The 20,883-nt window shown below is 69.1% G+C and carries 24 protein-coding genes, 1 tRNA gene and 5 pseudogenes; 15 read left to right on the top strand and 15 right to left on the bottom strand.

The genetic code is table 11. The features are described 5' to 3' along the window. The first annotated feature begins 870 nt into the window (after positions 1-870). Positions 871-1,497 carry a DUF6000 family protein gene (locus tag AB5J54_RS41170; RefSeq protein WP_369149623.1) on the top strand — a complete coding sequence of 209 codons (627 nt, stop codon included), beginning with the start codon at positions 871-873 and terminating at the stop codon, positions 1,495-1,497. Continuing rightward, positions 1,403-2,206, top strand: coding sequence for a transposase (locus AB5J54_RS41165; protein WP_369149153.1), 804 nt, complete (start codon positions 1,403-1,405; stop codon positions 2,204-2,206). The genes AB5J54_RS41170 and AB5J54_RS41165 overlap by 95 nt, the downstream gene beginning before the upstream one ends. A gap of 28 nt (positions 2,207-2,234) precedes the next feature. Here AB5J54_RS41165 and AB5J54_RS41160 read toward each other — a convergent pair whose 3' ends face one another. The 5 genes and pseudogenes from AB5J54_RS41160 to AB5J54_RS41140 form a co-directional block, all read right to left on the bottom strand. Next, on the bottom strand, positions 2,235-2,693 hold the full coding sequence (locus AB5J54_RS41160; protein ID WP_369149152.1) for an SUKH-3 domain-containing protein: 459 nt from the start codon (positions 2,691-2,693) through the stop codon (positions 2,235-2,237). Between the two features lie 295 nt (positions 2,694-2,988). Next, positions 2,989-3,405 carry a hypothetical protein gene (locus AB5J54_RS41155; RefSeq protein ID WP_369149151.1) on the bottom strand — a complete coding sequence of 139 codons (417 nt, stop codon included), beginning with the start codon at positions 3,403-3,405 and terminating at the stop codon, positions 2,989-2,991. Between the two features lie 50 nt (positions 3,406-3,455). Next, positions 3,456-3,529 (bottom strand) — tRNA-Met (locus AB5J54_RS41150). A gap of 475 nt (positions 3,530-4,004) precedes the next feature. Next, on the bottom strand, positions 4,005-5,417 hold the full coding sequence (locus tag AB5J54_RS41145) for an erythromycin esterase family protein (protein WP_369149150.1): 1,413 nt from the start codon (positions 5,415-5,417) through the stop codon (positions 4,005-4,007). 222 nt (positions 5,418-5,639) lie between these two features. Continuing rightward, a pseudogene (locus AB5J54_RS41140) lies at positions 5,640-6,847 on the bottom strand (IS701 family transposase). Positions 6,848-6,957: 110 nt separating this feature from the next. Between AB5J54_RS41140 and AB5J54_RS41135 the strand changes: the two are divergent. Then, positions 6,958-7,839, top strand: a complete 882-nt coding sequence (locus AB5J54_RS41135) for an IS5 family transposase (protein WP_369149149.1) — start codon at positions 6,958-6,960, stop codon at positions 7,837-7,839. Positions 7,840-7,869: 30 nt separating this feature from the next. Here AB5J54_RS41135 and AB5J54_RS41130 read toward each other — a convergent pair whose 3' ends face one another. Then, a complete protein-coding gene (locus AB5J54_RS41130; RefSeq protein WP_369149148.1) occupies positions 7,870-8,424 on the bottom strand; it encodes a hypothetical protein in 555 nt (184 codons plus the stop codon). A 346-nt stretch (positions 8,425-8,770) separates the two neighbouring features. On the opposite strand from AB5J54_RS41130, the gene AB5J54_RS41125 reads away from it, so the two are divergent. Together AB5J54_RS41125 and AB5J54_RS41120 are read left to right on the top strand one after the other, a co-directional pair. Further along, complete coding sequence (locus AB5J54_RS41125) at positions 8,771-9,265, top strand: DUF4265 domain-containing protein (protein ID WP_369149147.1); 495 nt, start codon at positions 8,771-8,773, stop codon at positions 9,263-9,265. Positions 9,266-9,709: 444 nt separating this feature from the next. After that, complete coding sequence (locus tag AB5J54_RS41120) at positions 9,710-10,270, top strand: nucleotidyltransferase domain-containing protein (RefSeq protein WP_369149146.1); 561 nt, start codon at positions 9,710-9,712, stop codon at positions 10,268-10,270. Between the two features lie 1,015 nt (positions 10,271-11,285). Here the strand turns inward: AB5J54_RS41120 and AB5J54_RS41115 are convergent. Next, complete coding sequence (locus tag AB5J54_RS41115; protein WP_369149144.1) at positions 11,286-11,495, bottom strand: hypothetical protein; 210 nt, start codon at positions 11,493-11,495, stop codon at positions 11,286-11,288. A gap of 218 nt (positions 11,496-11,713) precedes the next feature. On the opposite strand from AB5J54_RS41115, the gene AB5J54_RS41110 reads away from it, so the two are divergent. Continuing rightward, on the top strand, positions 11,714-12,013 hold the full coding sequence (locus tag AB5J54_RS41110) for a hypothetical protein (RefSeq protein ID WP_369149143.1): 300 nt from the start codon (positions 11,714-11,716) through the stop codon (positions 12,011-12,013). A gap of 36 nt (positions 12,014-12,049) precedes the next feature. On the opposite strand, the gene AB5J54_RS41105 is transcribed toward AB5J54_RS41110, so the two are convergent. Continuing rightward, positions 12,050-12,208, bottom strand: a complete 159-nt coding sequence (locus AB5J54_RS41105; protein ID WP_369149142.1) for a hypothetical protein — start codon at positions 12,206-12,208, stop codon at positions 12,050-12,052. A gap of 107 nt (positions 12,209-12,315) precedes the next feature. Between AB5J54_RS41105 and AB5J54_RS41100 the strand changes: the two genes are divergently transcribed. The 3 genes and pseudogenes from AB5J54_RS41100 to AB5J54_RS41090 form a co-directional block, all read left to right on the top strand. Next, entirely contained in the window at positions 12,316-12,645 is a 330-nt protein-coding gene (locus tag AB5J54_RS41100) for a plasmid stabilization protein (protein ID WP_369149622.1), read from the top strand. Between the two features lie 296 nt (positions 12,646-12,941). Beyond that, positions 12,942-13,208, top strand: a complete 267-nt coding sequence (locus tag AB5J54_RS41095; RefSeq protein WP_369149141.1) for a hypothetical protein — start codon at positions 12,942-12,944, stop codon at positions 13,206-13,208. Next, a pseudogene (locus AB5J54_RS41090) lies at positions 13,201-13,583 on the top strand (NAD(P)-binding protein); the annotation flags it as partial. The gene AB5J54_RS41095 and the pseudogene AB5J54_RS41090, both read left to right, overlap by 8 nt. Positions 13,584-13,616: 33 nt before the next feature. Here the strand turns inward: AB5J54_RS41090 and AB5J54_RS41085 are convergent. Continuing rightward, positions 13,617-13,973: pseudogene (locus AB5J54_RS41085) on the bottom strand (NAD(P)/FAD-dependent oxidoreductase); the annotation flags it as partial. Between the two features lie 26 nt (positions 13,974-13,999). Here AB5J54_RS41085 and AB5J54_RS41080 point away from each other — a divergent pair. Next, positions 14,000-14,623, top strand: a complete 624-nt coding sequence (locus AB5J54_RS41080; RefSeq protein WP_369149140.1) for a hypothetical protein — start codon at positions 14,000-14,002, stop codon at positions 14,621-14,623. Beyond that, positions 14,596-14,967, top strand: coding sequence for a cytochrome P450 (locus tag AB5J54_RS41075; RefSeq protein ID WP_369149139.1), 372 nt, complete (start codon positions 14,596-14,598; stop codon positions 14,965-14,967). Before AB5J54_RS41080 ends, AB5J54_RS41075 begins: the two co-directional genes overlap by 28 nt. 294 nt (positions 14,968-15,261) lie before the next feature. Here the strand turns inward: AB5J54_RS41075 and AB5J54_RS41070 are convergent, their stop codons facing one another. From AB5J54_RS41070 to AB5J54_RS41060, 3 genes and pseudogenes are all read right to left on the bottom strand, one after another. Continuing rightward, the gene (locus AB5J54_RS41070) at positions 15,262-15,468 is read right to left on the bottom strand and encodes a hypothetical protein (RefSeq protein WP_369149138.1); all 207 of its coding nucleotides are present in this window, start codon (positions 15,466-15,468) and stop codon (positions 15,262-15,264) included. Between the two features lie 116 nt (positions 15,469-15,584). Then, the gene (locus AB5J54_RS41065; protein ID WP_369149137.1) at positions 15,585-16,700 is read right to left on the bottom strand and encodes a glutamate--cysteine ligase; all 1,116 of its coding nucleotides are present in this window, start codon (positions 16,698-16,700) and stop codon (positions 15,585-15,587) included. Between the two features lie 239 nt (positions 16,701-16,939). Beyond that, positions 16,940-17,380: pseudogene (locus AB5J54_RS41060) on the bottom strand (hypothetical protein). A 169-nt stretch (positions 17,381-17,549) separates the two neighbouring features. On the opposite strand from AB5J54_RS41060, the pseudogene AB5J54_RS41055 reads away from it, so the two are divergent. Further along, a pseudogene (locus tag AB5J54_RS41055) lies at positions 17,550-17,831 on the top strand (PRC-barrel domain containing protein); the annotation flags it as partial. 116 nt (positions 17,832-17,947) lie between these two features. Here AB5J54_RS41055 and AB5J54_RS41050 read toward each other — a convergent pair. Beyond that, positions 17,948-18,097 (bottom strand): peptide ligase PGM1-related protein, encoded by a 150-nt coding sequence (locus AB5J54_RS41050; RefSeq protein ID WP_369149136.1) that lies wholly within the window; start codon positions 18,095-18,097, stop codon positions 17,948-17,950. Positions 18,098-18,173: 76 nt separating this feature from the next. Here AB5J54_RS41050 and AB5J54_RS41045 point away from each other — a divergent pair, with 76 nt between their 5' ends. The 3 genes from AB5J54_RS41045 to AB5J54_RS41035 all read left to right on the top strand — a co-directional run bounded on the left by AB5J54_RS41045 (position 18,174) and on the right by AB5J54_RS41035 (position 19,680). Then, positions 18,174-18,419, top strand: a complete 246-nt coding sequence (locus AB5J54_RS41045) for a hypothetical protein (RefSeq protein WP_369149135.1) — start codon at positions 18,174-18,176, stop codon at positions 18,417-18,419. 519 nt (positions 18,420-18,938) lie between these two features. Then, positions 18,939-19,361: a hypothetical protein gene (locus AB5J54_RS41040; protein ID WP_369149134.1), complete on the top strand. Its 423-nt coding sequence runs from the start codon at positions 18,939-18,941 to the stop codon at positions 19,359-19,361. Between the two features lie 163 nt (positions 19,362-19,524). After that, positions 19,525-19,680: a hypothetical protein gene (locus AB5J54_RS41035; RefSeq protein ID WP_369149133.1), complete on the top strand. Its 156-nt coding sequence runs from the start codon at positions 19,525-19,527 to the stop codon at positions 19,678-19,680. 282 nt (positions 19,681-19,962) lie between these two features. Here AB5J54_RS41035 and AB5J54_RS41030 read toward each other — a convergent pair whose 3' ends face one another. Together AB5J54_RS41030 and AB5J54_RS41025 are read right to left on the bottom strand one after the other, a co-directional pair. Continuing rightward, positions 19,963-20,346, bottom strand: coding sequence for an STAS domain-containing protein (locus AB5J54_RS41030; protein WP_369149132.1), 384 nt, complete (start codon positions 20,344-20,346; stop codon positions 19,963-19,965). A gap of 18 nt (positions 20,347-20,364) precedes the next feature. Then, entirely contained in the window at positions 20,365-20,664 is a 300-nt protein-coding gene (locus AB5J54_RS41025; protein ID WP_369149131.1) for a hypothetical protein, read from the bottom strand. Between the last annotated feature and the right edge of the window lie 219 nt (positions 20,665-20,883).

The following is a 20,883-nucleotide window of genomic DNA, read 5'->3' as shown; positions in this document are numbered from 1 at the left end:
TCGTCGGCGACACGTACGCCACCGTCGGGCGTGAGGGTGACGTCGACGGCGCTGGCACGGCCGGCCAGGACTTCATTTACCGCCCGGCCGACGACAACGAACACCATCTGGTGCAGGCCGCGCTGGCTGGTCGAGCCAACGTACATCCCGGGCCGCTTCCGAACGGCTTCCAACCCCTCCAGTACCTGGATGTGGCTGGCGTCGTACGGGTTGTCGGCGTCACTCATTAAGTCCCCCAATGGTGTCTCCAGCGGAGCCTCCAGCCTAGGCGGATCTAGGGAAAACGCCAGGTCAGGCCTTATTCGTCGAGGGCGTGGACGGGCGGGTGGGCGCCCGTTCGGAGGAGGTCGGCCCCAGGATCGCGCGCCGCTGTCGGAGGGCAGCCGGGGGCCTGCGGAGGCCGCGCCAGACCCCATTTCCGGCGGCCCCGAGGCCCCCGATTCCGATGCGTCACACGCCTATCCGGAACACAGTGTCCGGTCTCTTCATCGCTGGACTCCTCTCGGAACACGTACATGGTCGGGCGGGCTAACTGGATGCTCGCAGCGACGCCCCTGCAGGACGTGGCGGGACTATCCCTATGCGTACGGGGAGAGCTGCGAGTGCGGCCTCTGCCTGAGCTGCGCGAAGTTCGTCACCACACCTCAGTACGCGCCGCGTCTGCGTGAACGCCTCTGCGTCGAAGGGCAGCTGATCAATGACGCCAGGGATCGCGGCTGGGACCGCGAGATCGAGCGCCACCAGCGCGTCGCCGACCGCATCACCAGCCTCCCGGATGACCTCGGCGAACCACACGACGAGCCGACCGGCTGAATGGCAGGACCGCGCAAATCGCTGTTCGAACAGCTGCTTCCACGACAGGATGCCGCCATGCTCCATACGGACGAAGATGCCGAGCTGCTCAAGTTGATCCGCCGCTATGTCACGCCCGACCGGCGTTACCTCAAACTCGGCGGCAGCCTCCATGGCATGACCGGTCGCGAGCGCGCCAAGTTCATGCGAAAGCTGGGCAAGGCAGCCAGTGAGATCACCCCCCGTGAACTGGGCGTCCTACTCGAAGGCGGATGGCGCGAGCGCAAGACGGCAGCCTGGCTCATCGCTGTCGCCGGAAGAACCGGATTCCGCGAGCGTCTCGGCGAACTCCTGCTCGCCAGCGAAGGACCTTATGCCGGGCAGGCCTACTGCGTCACCCTCGCCAGATTCGGCACCCCTTCCGACGCCGACCTCCTGGCCGCCTACCTCGACCGATACCTTCGCCGCCCCGACCTCTACTACGACCAGGCACCCGCCATCGGCGCGCTCCTGTTGATCGACACCAAGCTCGGTGCCGATCAGGCAGCCCGGTTCCTCGCCCCGGCTGGGCTCTGGCAGCAATGGATCGACGGACCGCCCACCAAGAGCCATGACACCCCCGACAGCTACCGCGAGTTCATCGACCAGCTCTGTGTTTTCGCTGATGAGAGCGCCAGACATTGCCCGGTGTGGAACTCCACGTAATCCCCCATCAGCAGCATCAGGTTCCCCAGCCAAACGTTCGAACACGGCGATGGGTGTCGTCTGTGCTCCCGTCCGGATAATCCTGAGACGGCCTGCAGCAACCTCCGTATCTTGGCGCCATGACGGACGCGGAAGAACCGAAGCTCTACGTGCGCTGGGGCGACACGTCAGATCCAACACCGGAGCGGCGGGGGCCCGCCAGGACGCGTGCTCGTGCTTCGACCAGTCCAGGTCACGCCCGCGAGCCCGCGGCGGGTTCACCACCAACCTGCACCTGACCGTCGAGCAGGGACAGCAGCCCATGTCGATCCTGGTCACGGCAGGGCAGCGCGGAGACAAGCCGCAGTTCGAGCCCGTGCTGGAGAAGGTTCGCGTGCCCCGCCTCGGGCCAGGCCGGCCGCGCGTCCGCCCCCATCGGGTGCGGGCCCACAAGGCGTACGCCTCCCGCAAGAACCGCGCCTACCTGCGCCCCCGCGGGAGCCGCTGCACCATCCCCGACAAGGCCGACCAGGCGCGCACCCGCCAGAAGCTCGGCTCCCGCGGCGGTCGGCCGCCACGCTTCGACCCGGTCGACTACCGCGAGCGTCACGCGGTCGAGTGCGGGATCAACCGCCTCAAGAGGAACCGCGCGGTCGCCACACGATACGACAAGCTCGCCGCCCGCTACGAGGCCACCGTCCTCATCGCTGCTATCAACGAATGGCTGTGACCAGCACCTGCCGTTAGAGCTCCGGCGACTAGAAGAACGTCATGTCCCAGTCACCCGAGATCAGAGCCCGCACGGCTTCCTCGAACCCTTTGGCGACCCGCTGAACTCCCGCGTCGCCGCCAAGAACGATGTCGCCGTTCTCGGCGAGGAGGACCATCTCCTCGGTCTCGAAGGCAATGCCCACCGGCAGGGCGGACATGCCGAGGCGCTTCTCGAAGTACCGCACGTTCGGCGCGAACGCCTCCGCAGCCTCCTCGACTGAGATCGTCAGCGAGGTCTCATCCCCGGTGACGTGCGACGGCCAGAAGGCCGTCGTCTCGCCGTACTTCCCGAGGAACGCCATGAGCTCGTCGGTGACGTCGAAACCCGCCTCCTGGTAGGCCAGGCGGGCCGCCTCGATGTCCACGGGCCTGCACTCGACGCGCGAGGCACCGGTGAACACCCTGCCGAGGGATTCCTCCCTCAGCCTGCTCTGCTCATCACTCATCCGGTGTGCACCTTTCTGACCATGCCGGGCACCCATGTCTCGCAGCTCTTGCACATAGGGAATCTATGCGGGACGGATGGGGCCGGACGTCCAGCAACTGTTGCCGAGGCCAGACGGATGCTTGCCCAGCCCTGACACCCTTCGGCAACAACGGTTCCAGCACCGCCCACTGCTCGTCCGTGAGATCTCCCCGCCCCGTGGAATGAGATTGTCCACAGCGCAAGATCCACTTTGGATACACGGCCTAGTCGCCGCCTGAGCGGCAGGGTCCCGTTGGCCCGGACGGCGGGCGGGCTCAGGCGGCCGCTACGCCCTTCAACGCGCTCTGGAGCCGGCGGACAGCGTCTTCGGCTTCCGTGTACTGCTGGCGGGTCGGCGAGACGGCACCGAAGGTAGAGCCGCCTTCGGACGGCAGCTCGCGCCAATGCAAGACTGGCGAGAGCGCCGTGACAGCAGCACCCAGGAACCAGGCCAGGCGGCCATGGACCTGGGCCAGTGCGATGGCCAGCGCGGCAAGCGCTTCTCGAAGACTTGCCAGCCGGTCGAACGCGGACAGTGTCTCCCGGTACTGCGGATCACCCACCGCGGCCTGGAGGTCGGCGGCGGCCTTCGCGGCGGCGGAACGGTCGGCCGGGCCTGGAACCCACGCCCGCTCACGGATCTGCTGCTCGGCCTCCACCACCAGGTCGTCGATGACCGTCAGCATGCTCATGCGCGTGAGCCTGCCCGGATCCTGTGGATCCGGGCCGCATGCCACTTCAGTAGCGGGGACAGGATTTGAACCTGCGACCTCTGGGTTATGAGCCCAGCGAGCTACCGAGCTGCTCCACCACGCGTCGGAAGGCCCAACTGTACGCCAACCACGGCGTTGCCCAAGACCAGGCCCGATGAAGCCGTCCGTGTCGCCGTGATACTGCGGGCCTGCGCCCCGGCGGCTGCTCCCGCACGAGGAACGGCTCCAGCTGAGACGGACCGTGTCTTCGACATCGCCGAAGACTGCCACAGCGCCGGCCTCGTGTGACGCACTCATTGCGCTGCCGGCGCCGCCTGGGACGAGCGGCAGACCGCTGAGGCCGCGAGGTTCGGCGCCCAGGTCCTGAGCCTGCGGGTGACCGGTGACCGCGGTGTCGCCGCTGCGGCCGGGACGCCGGCCGTCGCGGTGCGGGTGTGCCTTCATCCTCCGAGGCCGCGAGCTGGTTCGCTGGAAGGACGAGACGGCGAGGACGGGGCAGTAGCGGGGAACGCCCCGGCGGCGCGGGGCGTCGGACCGGCCGGCCTTTTGCGCTGCCGCCACGCCGCGCGGGCCCGGTGCTACTTGAGCATGCGGGCCGCCTCCACCCGCTGGAGGTGGATCACGACGTCGTACGACTCCGAGAGCCGGATCTGGGGGGCGTCGGCGATCCCGGGGTAGGTGGCGCCGATGTTTTTGACGGTGCGCGGCGTGGCGAGCCAGGCGCGGGCCGCCGCCGGGGTGTTGCGCAGGTCCACCACGAAGTCGCGGTACCGTACCCGGTCCAGGGTGTGCTCGGCGGTGCCGGGCCCGGCCGGGCCGACGGTGAAGCGGTGGACGGCGCCGTCCGGGCCGAAGGCGTTGAACGATCCGTGGTCGAAGGTGAGACCGACACTCAGGTAGCCGCCGCCCAGCTGCTCGCGCAGGAAGTCGCCCTGGACCTTCGGGTAGGCGCCGGGGATATAGGTCTTGAGGGCGATGTGGCCGTTGTGGGCGGCGAGCACGATCTTGTCGCCCGTTTGCTGCTGCCACCAGGCGATGTTCTCCGCCATGATCCGGTCGCGGTAGAGCATGATGTCGGGGATGGCCTGGGGGTCGTCCCAGTCGAAGGCGAACAGCGTGGTCATCTGGTGGATCGCGGTGGCGTGCTGGACGGCCCAGGCGTGCGCGTCGGCGTCGGCGCCCGTGCCGGGCCGCCGCTTGAGCAGGTCCACCGCCCGGCCGGTCCGCTCGGCGAGCTCCTTGCGTTCGGCCATCGGCTTCGACAGGTAGTCGTTGACGTATGTCTCGGCGTCGGTGGCGGGCCGCAGGCCCCGGTACAGCTCGGTGAGCTGCGGGGTGAGTTCGGGGCGGGACGCGGCCGCGTAGGCGCTCACCTTGTCGTACAGCTCCGCGCCGGCGAACCCGCCGTCGTCACCGACGAAACGGACCGGGTCATTGGGGTGCTTGACGTTGTACGAGCGTATCCACTGGAGCAGCTCGCGGTACTCTGCGTTGTTCCACCACCGGTAAGTGCCCTGGAACTCCTCGTCCATGATCTGCTTCAAGTCACCCTCACCGCGCACGAGGTAGGCATCGAGCCTAAGTCCGGTGCTCCACGGGGCTTCGAGGGCGAAGGCCCGGAAGCCCTTCTCCTCCACCAGGTACCGCAAGATGCGGTGCTTGACAGTGAAGAACTCGTGCGAGCTGTGGGTGGCCTCGCCCAGGCCCACCACCCGAGCGTCGCCGACCATCCGGCCCAACGGGCGCAGGTCGGCCAGACCACCGCGGGGCTCGGTGGTGCGCAGCGGGTGAGCCACCCGGCCCAGAGCCGCCTCGGGGGAACGGAACGCGGCGTCCGGGGCCTCCTCCAGGCCGGCAGATGCGGAGGAGGCGGCGAAGGCCGATACGGCGGCCGGGGCAGGTGGGGTGGCGGCGGAGGCGGCCGGGGCGACGGCCAGGGTGGCACCGAGCGGGACGAGCAGGGCGGCGAGCAGGACCTTGTGCGTGTTCATGGACCCCACTCTGGCCGCGCGGGAGTACCTCGAACCATCCAGTGCACCCCCCGGTCGGCCCGGGAGTCAGCTACACCACCGGTGGGCGGGAGACCGGGGCCCTAGTAGTGCTTTGTTAGGTGGTGTCGTAGGGCTGCCATGGGACGGTCTGTCGGCAGGTGGGACAGGTGCCGGTCCAGGTGGCGATGAGCTGTTGGAGGAGGTCCAGGGCCTGGTAGGGGGTCAGGCCCTGGCAGGGGCTTTTGGGTGTCTCCGCTGTTCGGTCAGGAACAGGTGGGCGGCGGTGACGAGGGTGACGTGCCGGTGCCAGCCGGCGAACGAACGGCCCTCGAAGTGGTCCAGGCCCAGGGCTGTTTTCAGCTCGCGGTAGTCGTGCTCGATCCGCCACCGGGCTTTCGCAAGCCGGACCAGATCCCTGGCGGGGACATCGGACGGCAGGTTCGAGATCCAGTACTGCACCGGTTCGCGCTCACCCTCGGGCCACCGAGCGATCAGCCAGGACAAGGGGATCGTGCCGTCGGCGGCCGGTTTCGGGCGACGGCCCGCGAGCCGGACGCGCAGGAACACGAAGTGCGAGCTCATCGCCGCCTTCGATCCCTTGCGCCAGGTCACGGTCCGACCGCGGCCGCGACCCGCGGCCAGTACGTGCTCGCGCAAGAACATGGGCCGGGTGCGGTAGCGGGGCAGCGGCCTGGGGCCGAGCCCGCCATATCCGGGCTGGTGCGGCACCGCGTCCTGACCGTGGGCGGTCATCTCGCCCTGGCCTGCAGCACCCAGGCCAGGCCGCGTTCGTCCAGGCCGTGGCGGAAGTCGGCGTTCGCGCCGTAGCCGGTATCGACGACCAGCACTGCGGGCCGCAGCCCCAAGCCGGCGAGTTCGTCGAGCATGTCCAGGGCGAGCTGCCACTTGGGACGGTGGCACTCGTCGTCGGGGATCCGGCAGGCCCGCCTGCGGGCCCGGGCGTCGGGACCGTCCCAGCCGGCGGGCAGGAACAGGCGCCAGGACAACGGGCACGAAGCCTCCTCGGAGGCGGCGTGGACACTGACACCGATCTGGCAGTTGCCGACCTTGCCCAGGGTGCCCGAGTACTGCCGGGCCACCCCGGGCGAACAAAGGCCGTCCTTGGGGAAGCCGGTGTCGTCCACCACCCACACCTGCGGCCGCACGAGGGCCACCGCCCGCCACGCCAGCCGGGCCCGCACGTCCCCGACCTGCCACGTCGAGGTCGTCATGAACTGCTGCAACTGCTGGTGATCGACACCGAGCCGTTCAGCCACCGGCTGCATCGACTTCCTGCGGCCGCCCAGCAGCAGCCCCCGCAGATATAACGCACCCTTCGCCCGCTGGCCCCGACGCACCAACGGCGCCAACACCTCCGCCGCGAACTCCTCCAACCGGCCCCGCACCGCGGCAAGCTCCCCAGCCCTCATACAATCAGCGAACTACCACCCACCCACCACGACAAGACCACCACAAAGCACTACTAGGCACTGTCCGGCGGATCATGTGACCGTCTGACCGGTGGCTCGTTGGTTCGGTCGTGGGCCGGGGGGATCTGACGAATCGCGAGTGGTCGCTGCTGGAGCCGCACCTGCCACCACTGGGTGGTCGGGGCGGCCGGTGGAACGACTACCGGATCATGGTCAACGGGATCCCGTTCCGAATCCGCACCGGTGTCCCGTGGCGTGACTCGCCGGAACGCCACGGCTCGTGGAAAACCGTCTATGAGCGGCATCGTCGCTGGTCGGCGGACGGCATCTGGGACCGGATCCTGCACGCGGTCCAGGCCGACGCCGACCTCGCGGGCCGGATCGACTGGTCGATGGTCGGCGCCGACTCGACGTCCTGCCGGGCCCATCAGCACGCGGCCGGGGCCCGCAAGGCCCGGCCGCGGGTTCCGAAAAAGGGGACGACGCCCTGGCACCACCGCCCCGACGAGGGACTCGGACGGTCCCAGGGCGGCCTGACCTGCAAGATCCACCTCACCGGCGATGGCAGCTGCCGCCCCATGGCCTTCCTGGTCACACCAGGCCAGTGGGGTGATGCCCCGCAGATGATCGAGGTCCTGGACCGGATCCGGGTTCCTCGGCCGCTGGGCGGACGGCCCCGGACCCGGCCGGACCACATCAGTGGCGACAAGCCATACAGTTCACGCCGCAACCGTTGTTACCTGCGAAGACATCGGATCCGGCACACCATCCCCGAGCCCAAGGACCAGCTGGCCAATCGCCGACGCAGAGGCAGCTCGGGCGGCCGGCCCATCGTTTTCGACCGCGAGCGCTACCGACGGCGCAACGAAGTCGAGCGGACCATCAACCGGCTCAAGAACTCTCGTGCGGTCGCGACTCGTTACGACAAGAGGGCCTACGTCATCCACGGCACCGTCACCGCAGCAACGGTCCGGTTACGGCTCCGGCCGTGACGAGCCGGACGGTGCCTGGTGACGGGGTCATCAGCGCTGCCAGAGAAACGCGGCCTTGGCGCAGGGGCGGCAGGTGAAGACGTAGCCACGGCCTCCGCCTCCGAAGTTCGCCGAGGTGGCGAAGTCGTGTCCCTCTTCCAGTTCCGCAGCGAATGTCATTCGTGTGCTGCAGGATGGGCAGACGGGGGTCTCGTCGCCCTGGAGCCAGTCCGGCTCGCCGCCCAGTCGCCCCAGAACCGGTTCGAGGGCCGGTGTGCGCTCGGGGTGGAGACGAAGGGCGGTGACCGCACCGAGATCCGTTTCACCTTCGGCCGGAACGATGGCCGGGGAGAGCCGCTCGCCGTCGAAAAGGAAGGCGGCATTGCCTCCGGCAGTGGCGCTCCAGTCGTCACACATACCCGGGTCGTTCTGGCAGAAGAACACCGCCGCCACGCCAAACGGCAGCGGCAGGTGCGCGAGGAACTGCATGGCCCCATCGCACTCGCGGCATAGGGGCCATACGAAGCCCTCCGGAACGAGCGGGACGCCACCGGTGCGCGGGACGGGCGCGCCAGCGGTGGTCTTCCCGTCGTGGATCAGCAACATGCCGCCAGGTTACGTCCGGCCTCGAAGACCAGGACAAAGGGCCAGGAGCCTTCTCGTTTCCTCGGTTCACCGGTGCGCCCCGGCCATGAGCGCAGGACAGGCCTAGGCGTTGGTGAGGTGGAGGCGGCGGACGGTCTGCTTCTGTGCTCCCCCGTCGCGACCGTGCTGTTCTGACGTGCGGATTCGCCATCGGCGTCGGTCCGGGTCTCCTTGATCCAGTCGGTGAACGCGACACTCTTGTCCATACCGCGGGTGATCGTGATCTCGCCCTTCTGCCGTGCCCCCGGCTGCACTGTCCCCCACTCCATGGGGCAGGCCCGTTTCGGCGGCGGACTAGCCTGTGCCCATGAACCGGAAGTACATCGTCCACGAGGAACCGGCGGTCCGTACCGCCTCCCAGCGCATCGCGATGGTCGACCTGGCTCCGTTCGGCTTCCCGAACCTCCACGAGCAGGTATGGCTCGGGGGCCGCGAGGACGACGATCTCTTCATCATGCAGTGCGTGCCTTTCCGGATCTACGGGCTGAACCTCTTCGACGTGGTGCGCCTGGACCAGGACGACATGCTCGTCGAGGTCGTGGAGAAGGGCGGCCACCGCACGCTGCGGGCGCTGCTTGAGGCAGCCCTGGAGCCCCAGGTCTTCGAAGAGGTCGCAGGCGGCATCACCTCGCGGGCCGGAAGCAGGGGCTTCGCCATCGAGTGGAGCGGCCGCCGCCACGCGGCGATCGACGTGCCCGCCGACGGGGACCCGACTTCCCTGGTGGCATACATGGACGCACAGGAGGAGGCCGGGACGCTGTTCTGGGAGTGGAGCGAATCCCAACCGTTCCGCAGCCCCTGACCATGCCCCTCGCCCCCAGCCAAATCCCAGGACCGGGCTCGACGACGGCGCCGCCGAACATGAGGCGGCAGGGTCCCGGCTTGTCTCGTGAGCGCCTCGAAGACGAGGGGCTCAGGACTCGCCAGGTGCTTCCTGACTGTCTTGCGGTCCACCCCCAACCGCGCGGCCAACTCGCTCTTGGAGCGGCCTGCGTACCGGTGGACGTAGATCTCGGTGATGTCGACCACGACGAACGTGCTCCTCGCCATCCGGGCTGCCCATCGGCCATCCGAGCCACGGGACGAGAACATGAGCAGCTCCGCGACGACCAGGTCCCTCGATCCCGGACCCCGCGCTATCCATGGCCAAACAAGGTGAATCTGGATAATGGATCTCGTGAATCCCAAACCGCCCAAGATGGGGAAAGCTTGATCGTCGACACCCGGTGTTGAGCAGGTAATGCCAGTGCAGCATGCGATCTTCGGGCTCGATACTGGCGGCGTGATGATGAGTGCTGCGGATGCCTTGACTGTGATCAGGGCTCTTGAGGTCGCGGGCATCGACGTGTGGCTCGGAGACGGAGGCTGGGGCGTTGACGCCCTCCTCGGAGAGCAGACACGTCCCCACAAGGACGTCGACGTGATCGTCCGGGTCGATCAAGCCCGCGACCTCGTAGCAGCCCTCCAGGCCCGCGGGTTCGCCGTGGCTGAGGGGCGCCTGAATTCCTGCTTCGTCCTGCGTGACCAGAACGGACGCACCGTCGATGTCCACCCTGTCGTCTTCGACCGGGACGGCAACGGCAACTACACGATGGAAAACAGCGAGGTGTGGGTCTATGCCGCCGCATGGTTCGGCGGCAGCGGAGTCATCAAGGGACAGCCCGTACGCTGCCTGACCGCGCAGGGGCAGGTGCTGTGCCACACGGGGTACCCGCTCGACGACGAGGACCGGCAGGACATGGCAGCCCTACACCGACGTTTCGGCGTGGAGTTGCTGCCCGAACAACTGCCTGCCGCCACGAACTGAGCGCAAGTCCTCCCGGCCGCCGTCCCCATGGTGAAGTCCGCGATCGCCCGGGTGGGGAATTGCGTCACGCCCAAGCGGCGCCAAGTCGGGAATTGCATGACCGTCGGCATGCGGCGACCGCCGGCCGGGGCGCTGGGGTCCACTCGACCGTCCTCGAATAGGTGTCTCCCTGGATGCCTATGTATCGACCAGTACGGTCCGGATCACACCGCCGCCCAGGCGCGGCCGTGTCTTCCGTTGGTGCGGCGGGAGAGGTGTTGCGAGGAGCCGCGGCGAGGCGGGAACGCGGCGCGGGCGCGTTGGGCTCCTAGTGCTCCTTGGGACCGGTTTCGACGGTAGAGGCAGGTTGCCGGGCCTGGCCCCGGCAACCTGCCTCCGCTTATGTCGGAGCCGCCAGGAGCGGAAGTGCAAGGGGGCGGTGGATCAGCCTCTTGCGTGCCGGGCGAGGAAGCGGTCGGACCGAAGGCCGGCGATGCCGGCGAGGTGCTTGCGGACTCCCCTGGAGGAGGAGCGCGGCGGCAAGTGCGGGGATGCCCGTCAGGAGCAGAAAGGTCATACCGCCACCCTCGTCATGGGGGTGCTTGTGCGGAGGCGTGTCGCGCCTGCCGCGTTCAGGAGGTGCGTGACGGCCCTGGACCGGTTCGCGAGCCTGCGTTGGCGTCCTCGGCCCAGGGCCCGACGTTCCCGAGCCGCCCGCCCGCTTCCCGCGCTCTGACCGCCGCTGAACGGGCCGCAGCCGGCGAATGGACCGGCCGCGCCCCCCTGTGCTCCCCGGAGGCGTCCCGGCCCGCCCGGCGCCCTCTCGCCGGCCATGCGCCGCTCCCGTAGCGTCGCCAGTGTCCATGATCGTTCTTGCCTGACTGAGCAAGAGTGATCATGGTCGGATCGGAGCGGCTTGATCACGGTTTCGTACAGCGCTGCGCGCTCCTCCGAGGTCAGTCACAGCCCACCGGACAGCCTTGCAGCAAGGCGAAGCGGACTCATGCCGACCGCGCCTGAGAGGATGGGACCGCGCTCACGCTGCCTCGTACGCGTGCGCTCTGCCGCCCCGCCACTCCACCCACTGCGGGTCGTCCAGAACCCTGCCGGCATCCGGCAGACCGGAACGGCGCAGGAACTCGATGAGGTCACGGTCGTCGTACGCGAGGCCAAGGATCTCGCCGCGCGCCGTAACCCGGCGGCCTCCCGTCGGGGAGGGCGCGTGAACGACAATCGGTGCTCCCATACTCAGCGGATTCCCAGCCTCGCCTGGGCGTACACGGCACATCCAGACGCCAAGTGGTTACTTAAAGTAGCGAGCCTGGGCGGGCTGATGCTCCTCTTGATCGTCAAGCGCCTGTGTGCACCGGATCGGCCTTCCCGTGCTGCTGCTTGCTTGACGCTGCTCCGTCGCCCGCCGTAGGCCGTGAGCGACAAGCCCGCACGATCGGTGAGGGGGGCAGCGTGGATCAGGATGCCGCAAACGTGTGGTGGAAAGGTCCTGTCCGTTGGACGGCTGTCGCCGTGCTGGCGTCGACCGTGCTCTCGCTCCCCATCTCGACCCTTCTCCTCGGTCTCCCTCACGGCTGGAAGACGGCCACGTCCTTGGCTGACATCACCCTGCGCACGTCATGGATCGCCCGTTTCCTTGTCCCGGCCACCGTCGTCACGTACCTGGTGGTCCACGCCAGTCGCCGCAGCCGGCTGCACCCCGATGGTTGCCACCAACCCCGGCCCTTCAAGAAGAGCGGTCAGCACCGCTGACCCGGCACTGAGGCCGACGGCCGTGCCCCAGAACAGTCAGGCCGCTCTGAGCCAGTCCCGGTAGGCATCCGCGAGGTTGTCGTCGCGGCGTGCGCCGCGTTCGATGCAGGAGATCATCGCCGGACAGACGCCGAAGCGCTCGGCGACGGTGGGGAGTCGAACCCCGATCTCCTCATGCCCTGCAACGACCGGCACCCGAGGACCTCGCAACGACGGCTTTTGTTCCGGATTGCGCGAGATGCGGCGTGATCGGGATACGCGCACGATGACCGTGACATCACACGTCGATGAAGGGTTCCGTCATGCCCCGTGGTTCCAGCCCCAAGCGCGAGCGTCAGTACGAACACATCAAGGAGTCGGCTGAGAAGCGTGGCATGTCGGAAGGCCGCGCGGAGGAGATGGCCTCCCGAACGGTGTACAAGGAACGCGCCCGTTCCGGCGAGAGCAAGACGGCGAGCCGCAGTTCCACCCGGGGCAAGTCCGCCTCGCAACGCGGCGGCGAGAAGTCCGGCAGCGGCAGCGGCTCCTCCGAACGCACCAAGGACGACCTTTACCAAGAGGCGAAGAAGCGCGGCATCGATGGCCGATCCAAGATGACCAAGCAGCAGCTCAAGAACGCCCTCGGCCACTGACCGGGGAACGCGCTCTCGGGCTGGCCCCGTTCCGCTTTGCTCGACGGCCAAGCCCTGCCGCGCGGTGTGCCGTACCCCTAGCTTTCCGGAAGCAGGAGGAGTCCAGTGGCCGTGCGTCATCAGCTCATCCGGCGCCCCCCTTCGGAGTGCGTGGGCGGGCCGTACTCGCCGACCCGGCCCTGTATGGGGAGCGGGTGGTTGGACCGTCCCACTCCACACCGCTCGATGAGCTGTGGCCGGAGGTCGGATCCCGGCTCCGCTACACCGCGCGATGGGGTCCCTGGTCGTCCGAAGGAGTGACGACGGTACGCCACCGGGAACTCGACAAGGAACTGGAGCTGGAGGCGTCGTTCACGTCGCTCGGCACCGCGAGGATCTTCCTCCAGCTCCGGCCGTGGGGCGAGGAGACCCTCGTCGTCTGCGACGAGCACCCCTGCGTGGCCTGGGCGGATCCGTACACATTCCTGTCATTGAAGCGGCCCTGCAGCTACGGCACCGGGGCATGCTGGCCCCGCCTGGCCAGGGTCGAGGAGCAACAGCCCGGCGAGGTGCTCCGTGCCTGACGCGATGGTGATCGGCGCTGGCCCCAACGGACCGGTGGCCGCGAACCTGCTGCTCGACGCCGGGTGGAGCGTGGAGATCCTGGAGGCGCAGCACGAGCCCGGAGGAGCCGTACCCAGTGACCGCGATGTGCACCCGGACTACATCTCGGACATCTTTCAGCGCCTTCTATCCGCTCGCCGCCACCTCCCCGGTCCTCACCGGTCTCGACCTGGCCTCGGAGGGCCTCCGCTGGACCCACGCTCCCCCCGGGCGCTGGCCCACCCCCTGCCCTCTTCACGCCGTTCCCCCCGGTCCGCTCCGGGCTCCGGCTGGCCGGGAAGCTGACCCTGCCGGTGCGTCGCCTGGGCGAGGAGGAGTTCGCCGGGCACGGGGGGACGCCTCCGCCGTGATGTGCGGCCGCGGAGGCCAGGTAGAGGCCCGTATGCCCACGTCGATTCCGTGCCCGCCGGCGAATGGGTGGGGTCCGCCGTGGTCATCTGGCCGATCAGGGCGAACGGCTCGTCGGGGACGTGTCCCATGGCGATCTGGGCGGCGAGGCGGGGAAGGCTGTCGAGGCCGTCTGCCAGGTGTACCGTTCCCGCCGAGGTGGCCTGCGGCGCCGTCCAGGACACCGGGCTGGTCAGTGCCCAGTCGACCTTGAACGTCGCGAAGTCCCACTGGAAGCGTTGCAGGTCCCGCTGGAGGCGGGACGGGAGGTGCTCTTCGCCCACGAGGTCCCGGTACAGGGTTGGTGCCGACGTGTCGGCGAGCACGGCCCGCGGCGCGCTGCCTCGACGGCGACGTGCACCGGGTGCGCAAGGCGATGTTCATCGCCCTCCTCAAGGACGGCACCGGAGTCGCGGCACTGGGCGAGCACCTCACCCGGCGGTGGCGCGAAGCGATGGCCGATCGGCAGCAGGACCGCATGGTGCTCTTCGACGAAGCAGCCAAAGTCCTCGCGCTTGCGGTCCGCGACTGGGCGGGCCTGCCGCTCTCCGACGCGGCAGCCGCCGGCCTGGCCCGCGACTGCACGTCCATGGTCGACGGGTTCGCCACCCCCGGCCCCCGCCACCTGCGCGCACGCCAGGCGCGGCGCCGCCAGGAGCAAGCCCTCCCCGACCTGATCACTGATGTGCGCCGGGCCCCGGAGGCGGACTCCAAGGGTTCGGCACTGAAGACCGTGGCTTGGCACCGCGACCTGGACAAAACGCTCCTGGGTCCCCGTATCGCCGCGGTCGAGCTGATGAACATCATGCCCCGGTCGCCATCGCCTGGTTCGCGACGTTCGCCGCCCACGCACTGCACCGGTGGCCCCAGCACCGCGATCTGCTGCGCGCCGACGCCGCAGGCACCTACGCCGAGGCGTTCGCCCACGAAGTACGGCGCTTCTATCCCTTCGCTCCCTTCGTGGCGGGCCTCGCCGCACAAGACGTGACCTGGCATGGGGAACACGGTCCGAAGGACGCCCTGGTACTGCTCGACCTGTACGGCCAGAACCACGAACCGGCCCTGTGGGAGGATCCGTACCGGTTCGACCCGCGCCGGTTCGCCAGTCCCGAAGGGCCTCAGGACCCGCTGGCCAACCTCGTCCCCCAAGGCGGCGGCGACCCGGCGCGCGGCCACCGCTGTCCCGGAGAGGACATCACCGTCACCGCACTCGCGGCCATCGCGACGGAACTGGCGCGACTCGACTACGACGTCCCCGACCAAGACCTCGGGATTCCTCTGTCCCGCATGCCCACGCTCCCCCGAAGCGGCTTCGAACTCCTCCTGAAGTAATCGGACAGGCCTGCACCGATCGCTCCGGCAGACGTCGGAGCGATCGGGCTGGTGGTCGGGCGGCCCCATTGGCGCCGTCAAGCGCCGGCCGCAAGCAGTCTCAGCGTGGACCACAGTCAGGCGGGCCGCGACGAGGACGGCACGCGCCCCAGGCGCGGCTCGCCAAAATCCAGCGGCGCGAACGCGTTCGCCTTGCCCGGTGTCAGCCCGCAGGATCCACCCGAAACCGCAGCGCCTGGTAACGCCCGGGACGTTCGCTCAGCCGCTTCGACCGGGAATGATGACGGCCCTCGGTCAGGTGTCCCGGCCGGCGCTCTTCGCCGCTTCGGCGGCGCGACGCTGCGCATCGTTGCTCGGAGTCAACGCGTCGCCGGCTCCCCCTTCGTGCGTGTCGGGAAGCACCGCGTCCTCCGCTTCCTCGCGGGCCTCCGGGTCGCCGCTCTCGCCGGGAGCCTGCGACGGAGGGGTGGGGGCCTGGTCGTGCTCCCTGGACTTGGTCATCGCGCACTCCGTTCGTCGCTCTGAACATGCACATCGGTATGCCCCACGTCTGCCCGGTTCGACCTCCGCATCACATCGGCAACGGACACGAGACATGCCCGAGCTTCCCGAGCGCCTCACGGCTTGACCGTCATCTCCGCGCACCGCGTGACGACCGATGCGAGGTCGTGTCCGTCGGCGTGCAGCCGGCGCTGGGTGCGGGCGCCGTTCCCCCGTTCGAGGAGGTGCGCGATGCCTTCCCGGACCCGCTCGTCATCGCCGTGGTCCTCCAACGCCTGGCGTACGTGCCGGTACAGGGCCTCGACCGCGTCTTCGGCAGACGTCTCCCTCATGGTTTCGGGGTGCAGCAGGGGTCCGTCCAGGCCGGAGCGTCCGGCCCGCCAGGAGGCCAGTCGCAGCAGGCCGGTACCGATCCTGGCCGGAGGCTGCCCGTCCTGCCAGGCGCGGGCCTCCGTCTCGACGAGGCCGCGGATGAGGGCGGCGAGCAGCACCGGGGTAGTGACGTCCAGGCAGACATCGGCGACCCGGACCTCCACGGTGGGGTAGGTGGCCGAGAGGCGGGCGTCGAAGTACACCATCCCCTCGTCGCGCAGCACTCCGGTGTCGAGCATCGCGCGGATCTGCTCGTGGTAGCGGTCGGCGGAGCCGAAAATGTCCACCGGGCCGGCGGAGGGCCAGCGGTTCCACACCCGGCTGCGGTAGCTTCCGTACCCGCTGTCCTCACCCTGCCAGAAGGGCGAGTTCGCGCTCATCGCGGTCAGGACGGCCAGCCAGGGCCTGATGCGGTCCAGGACGGCGACGCCCTCGTCGTCCGAGGCGACCGACACGTGGACGTGGCATCCGCAGGTCAGCTGCTCCTGCGCGGTCAGTCCGAACTGCTCGCCCATCCACCGGTAGCGCCGGCCGACGTTCAGCGACGGCTTGACGGGCAGCAGGGATGTCGCGACCGCCGCCACTACAGCACCGGCACTCGCCGCGTGATGGGCCGCCTCGCGGCGAATCCGGACGATCTCCTCTTGCAGCTCGCCCATCTCGGTGACGGGTTTCGTGGCGAACTCCAACTGCTCCTTCTGCAGTTCCTTCTCGAACTCGTGGTCCCGCCGACCGTGCGTGCCGGGGCGCTGCCAGGTTGACCGCTCCGCGGCCGCCAGCACGGCCCCCGACACAGCGAGCGGGGCACCACTGCCCGCGTCTACGAGCAGCAGCTCTTCTTCCACGCCTACGCTACGCATGTCGCCGCCTGTGCATCGAACCGTCATTAGCCCCGCACCTGCCCTGCCGCCACTCGACCATGCCGCCGTCCTGCAGGTTCTCCCCGTTGGACGCATCCGGCGCCCGAGGGCCGCGGGCAGAGCCGCGCCTCGGGTCCCGATGTCCCGTGCAACCGGGCGGACCCGCCGCCCGAGCATGCACGAGTGGGGCTGGTCCACGCGGCCTCCAACGCCGGTGCGGCTCCGCAGCTGCTCGGTCATTACGACGGAGACATTGCGGTGTGGTCAGGATGGCGGGGAGTTCGGCGGATCGTCTTGAGGCGGGCTTCCAGGAGGTGGCCACGCCCACCACCCACGTGGTCAACGACGTCCCGTTCCACTGCGGCGAAGGGCTGGTAAGAGGTGAAGTCGTATGCCTCGACGCTCTGGAACGTCCGGTGGCCCGGGATGACGTTGCGGCCCACGATTTCACGCTCCACCCGCTCGGCCTGCTCATGGTGCCCCCCTCCCGAAGGAGCCGGACCGCGTCGCCGAGTTCAAAGTCGGCAGTCCCGGTGAGCTGGTGGAACCCGTAGCGATGACCGCGGGCCCGTTCCGTGATTTCCAACGCCTTCGAAAGCGCGCCCAGAGCGCGCACCGTCCTCTCGCCGACACCGGTCCGGAACGTGGTGTGCCGGATCCATCTCGTGGTTGCTGTCCATAGAAATGTTCTGCCTGCTGGACGCCTCACGGGTCGGAGGGGGGCCAAGCGGCGTAAGAAATTCTCCCCGAACGCTTTGACCACGGCACGGATGGCCCTTCCGGTGGGATGCCCGACCATCGCCATGTCGTTCGTCAGGACGGCGTCGCGAACCCGGCACGAGTCGCTGCGGCAGCATCGGCAAGGTCGACAAGCACTCCGACGAGGTCGATGACTCCTACCTGGTGGTCGACACGGGCGTATGGATCTTCGGCAAGGAAGTCCTGCTGCCGGCGAGTACGGTCGTCAAGGTCGACCCGGAGGCCGAGAAGATCTTCGTCGACCGCACCAAGGAGCAGATCAAGAACGCCCCCGAGTTCCACCAGGACAAGCACCTCCGCGATGCCCGCTACAGGGAGGAGCTGGGCACCTACTACGGCACCGGCGCTCCCTTCGGCGGCCGCCCCGCCTGATTGCGTTCCCCTACGACGAGGCCGGTCCCGGCGCCCCCTGGGTGCCGGGACCGGCCTCGTGACGGTGCCGGCCACCCTCGAATTCGAGGACCTCAGCCAAGGCGGATTCCTGCCCATCAACGTCCCCAGAACTCCCGGCAATCCGCGTACCGCCAGGAACGGCCGTCGGACGGCGCGTCCGCGTACAGCACGACGCCCTCACCGCGATTCGGATCGAACGCCGGATGGGAAGTTCGCAGCCGGGCATGGGCTCCTTCGAAGTCCATGGGGCTGCGTGTCCCGCCCTTCGTCACCGGTCAGCGCCCCCTGTCGCGCCGGGGCCCCTTGGGCCATTCTGGTGACATGGCGACCCTCCCGAAGGCTCCCTGCCCTTCTTGCTCCGTTCCCCACGCCTTGCTGCCCACCAAACGCATCGGGTACGGATCGGTCAAGGACCACAAGGTCGAGCCTCGGGCACTGGTGCTGTGTCCGGGCAGCATGGTCCACGTCGCCTACGCCGAGGCGCGAGCGTGGCAGCTCGAGTTCGAGCGCGCACAGCAGGAGGCAGCGGCGCCGGCCGCAGTGGAGGAAATGCTCTTCGAGGGATGAGGAGGAGAGCCGCACCCATGCGCCTCGCAGGATCACCGAGGGGCTTGCGGAATCCACCAGGTCCAGGCGCCCCGCCGATGCCCACAGCTGCTGGGCCCGAAGGACGGTGACTGCCATGAGTGACCTAGAGGCACCGCTGAACGGCCTTGCTCAGCCTGACCGTCGGGTTGCCGGGGCCGTCGGGAGGGCCGCCCGGGTGCGGCGCGTGCGGAGGTGGGCCGCGTCCCGGCCGGCGGCCTCCTCGGCCAGAAGTGCCCGGACGATCTCGGCGGGATCCCGCGCAGCCGGCTGTCACAGACGGAGGCCCAGCGCTGGGCCTTCGCGGTCGGGATGATCTCCGTCATCGGTCCGGTGGATGTGAGGCGGCTTCAACCTTCTGGTCATGGCGATCGCCTCGCCGAACGCGGCGCCGGACGTGGCCGCGACGGCTGAGGCCGGGGCAGCCATCCTGAGCCGGGCAGGTTCGGTTGCCGTGTCAGTCATCAAGGGTTCCTTCTCTGCGTTGGCTAGATTGAGCGAATGTTCGAACGAGTGGGTGTTGAAGAGTCCGCGGCTCTGCAGAAGCTCGCCAGGAGGGTCCGCGACGAGCTGGCCGCCGCGGGCCTGCCCGTGGTCGCGCCGGAACTCGACCCGGTTCTTGCCGGCGGCGCCGAGGTGGACATCGACGACGGTGACGACGCGGCGGGCGGTGTGTTCGTGGGCTGGCAGGCGAGCCCGCGCCTGCGGGCCTGCGCGAGCCGCGCGTTTCGGCTGAAGCAGCTGGACGAGCCGGTGCTGCGGCATTCCAGCGCGGTCCAGGGCGCGATGGTGCAGGCGATGGCCCAGGTCCTGGCCTCGGCTGGCTTCAGCGTCGAGGACGCGCGCGACGAATACCGCCCCCCAGCAGTTGCGGGTCCTGGCGGGACCGCTGTCCGGGCAGGGGCCGGTGTGGGCACTTCGTGACGAGGAGCTGGAGTTGCCCGGCTGGCAGGACAGGCCGACCGGTGGTGCCGGCTGAGACCACGGAGGATCACGGTGTCGTGCACCCGGACCAGGCGGAGGTGCCCGGCTGAAGGCTGTGGGCTTCATTGCCTCGGATCGGTTCCGCGCGGTCGTTCTCGCCCTGGTGGTCCAGCATCGACAGCAGGTCTACCTCGGCGAACCGGCCGATCGTCGCCGCGGTGCCGAGAGCACGGTCGACATCAGCGGTCCCGTGGTGGCGAGCGCCACCGCGTCGACCATCCTCGCCCGGATCCCGCGGACGCCGGTCGCCAGGAACTGAGCTTTGGCCGGGTTCGTCGGCTTCGGCGTGCGTTCGCCGCGCGGGGCGTCGGGGTAGTACTCGTCGGCGATCCGCGGACGCCCCGGCCTCGAGCGCGGGTGGCGGTCGGCCTCCACCGCGCTGCCGGGGACACGGCGGTGACGATCAGCTCGTCGCCGTGGAAGCAGACCCGGACGCGCTCGTCGACGAGCTGGTGCGGGACCGAGTAGCAGATCGCTGCGGAGGGAACGCGGGCCAAGAGAAAACAGCTTCCTGACCCCATCATGAGTGCCTGCCCCTGTCTCAAGCCTCGAAGTGGAACATCTTCGTGGTGCCGGTGAGGTCGAAAAGGCGGCGAAGGTGGGCCGGCAGGGGCCTCGCCAGCACGAGCGTGCCGAAAGCGCTGTGGGCGCGGACGAGGACGTGCAGGAACGAGGAGTCACCGAAGGTGACGGAGGCCAGGTCGAGCCGGATGCGGGTGGCGCCGTCGCGGTGGGCGTCGGCCAGAGCGCGTCGCAGACACTCGACGCTGTCCACGTCGAACTCTCCGGAGGCCTGGAGGCGCGCGGTGCCGTCATACCGGGTCGCCTGCCGGTAGACGGACGCTCCCTCGGGTCCTCTGTCGATGTGCCCGCTGATGGCGGGCGCGTACGTCTCTTCGCAATGGGTGCGGCCGTCGCTCTTCATGAGCGATGCACCTCCGCTTCAGGCACCGACAGTGCCCGGTGCGGCCGTCTGGACCGGCGCTGTGCGCGGGGTCCAGGGCCGGTCAACAAGTGTCAGGGCGATATCGAGACCGTCGCACAGCCGGCGCACCCGCGCCACGACACTGAGCGAGGCGTCGCTGGCCGGGCCGGACGCCATGTGCAGCCGCACGCCCCGAGGCCGGTACGCGAGGACCAGACCCTGCACGTGCAGCGCCGCTGCCGCGCGGGAAGCCACATCGAGATCGGAGGGGACGATCACGGCCAGGATCCGGCCCTCGTAAGCGTGCTGCAGGGGCATAGCTCGCGTCCTTCCGCCGAACCAGCACACGGCACCCCTGGCGCCGATACAGGGATGCCGGATGCGGCAAGACCAGGTCATCGGATTCAAGTGGTGACGGGGGCCGTCACGAGGGACATCAACGACCTGAGCCGGGGAAGTGGCCCCCGGCCGTTTGGCCGGCGGAAGAACCAACCCTCCGGGTTGGAAGGAAGTGCACCGGGTACACGTCTACCGGCC

The sequence above is a fragment of the Streptomyces sp. R44 genome (assembly GCF_041053105.1).
Classification (GTDB): Bacteria; Actinomycetota; Actinomycetes; order Streptomycetales; family Streptomycetaceae; genus Streptomyces.
Note: the sequence above shows the minus strand (reverse complement) of the source record. Positions and strands in the feature narration are given on the sequence as shown.

What these genes read in the sequence shown, in the direction of transcription:
- AB5J54_RS41045 (WP_369149135.1), top strand. Translation starts at nt 18,174, where the DNA reads ATGGCGACCCTCCCGAAGGCTCCCTGCCCTTCTTGCTCCGTTCCCCAC.
- AB5J54_RS41070 (WP_369149138.1), bottom strand. Translation starts at nt 15,468, where the DNA reads ATGACCAAGTCCAGGGAGCACGACCAGGCCCCCACCCCTCCGTCGCAG.
- AB5J54_RS41165 (WP_369149153.1), top strand. Translation starts at nt 1,403, where the DNA reads ATGACACCCCCGACAGCTACCGCGAGTTCATCGACCAGCTCTGTGTTT.
- AB5J54_RS41050 (WP_369149136.1), bottom strand. Translation starts at nt 18,097, where the DNA reads ATGGACTTCGAAGGAGCCCATGCCCGGCTGCGAACTTCCCATCCGGCG.
- AB5J54_RS41115 (WP_369149144.1), bottom strand. Translation starts at nt 11,495, where the DNA reads ATGGGAGCACCGATTGTCGTTCACGCGCCCTCCCCGACGGGAGGCCGC.
- AB5J54_RS41125 (WP_369149147.1), top strand. Translation starts at nt 8,771, where the DNA reads ATGAACCGGAAGTACATCGTCCACGAGGAACCGGCGGTCCGTACCGCC.
- AB5J54_RS41170 (WP_369149623.1), top strand. Translation starts at nt 871, where the DNA reads ATGCTCCATACGGACGAAGATGCCGAGCTGCTCAAGTTGATCCGCCGC.
- AB5J54_RS41100 (WP_369149622.1), top strand. Translation starts at nt 12,316, where the DNA reads ATGCCCCGTGGTTCCAGCCCCAAGCGCGAGCGTCAGTACGAACACATC.
- AB5J54_RS41145 (WP_369149150.1), bottom strand. Translation starts at nt 5,417, where the DNA reads ATGAACACGCACAAGGTCCTGCTCGCCGCCCTGCTCGTCCCGCTCGGT.
- AB5J54_RS41130 (WP_369149148.1), bottom strand. Translation starts at nt 8,424, where the DNA reads ATGTTGCTGATCCACGACGGGAAGACCACCGCTGGCGCGCCCGTCCCG.
- AB5J54_RS41065 (WP_369149137.1), bottom strand. Translation starts at nt 16,700, where the DNA reads ATGCGTAGCGTAGGCGTGGAAGAAGAGCTGCTGCTCGTAGACGCGGGC.
- AB5J54_RS41030 (WP_369149132.1), bottom strand. Translation starts at nt 20,346, where the DNA reads ATGAAGAGCGACGGCCGCACCCATTGCGAAGAGACGTACGCGCCCGCC.
- AB5J54_RS41160 (WP_369149152.1), bottom strand. Translation starts at nt 2,693, where the DNA reads ATGAGTGATGAGCAGAGCAGGCTGAGGGAGGAATCCCTCGGCAGGGTG.
- AB5J54_RS41040 (WP_369149134.1), top strand. Translation starts at nt 18,939, where the DNA reads ATGTTCGAACGAGTGGGTGTTGAAGAGTCCGCGGCTCTGCAGAAGCTC.
- AB5J54_RS41025 (WP_369149131.1), bottom strand. Translation starts at nt 20,664, where the DNA reads ATGCCCCTGCAGCACGCTTACGAGGGCCGGATCCTGGCCGTGATCGTC.
- AB5J54_RS41155 (WP_369149151.1), bottom strand. Translation starts at nt 3,405, where the DNA reads ATGAGCATGCTGACGGTCATCGACGACCTGGTGGTGGAGGCCGAGCAG.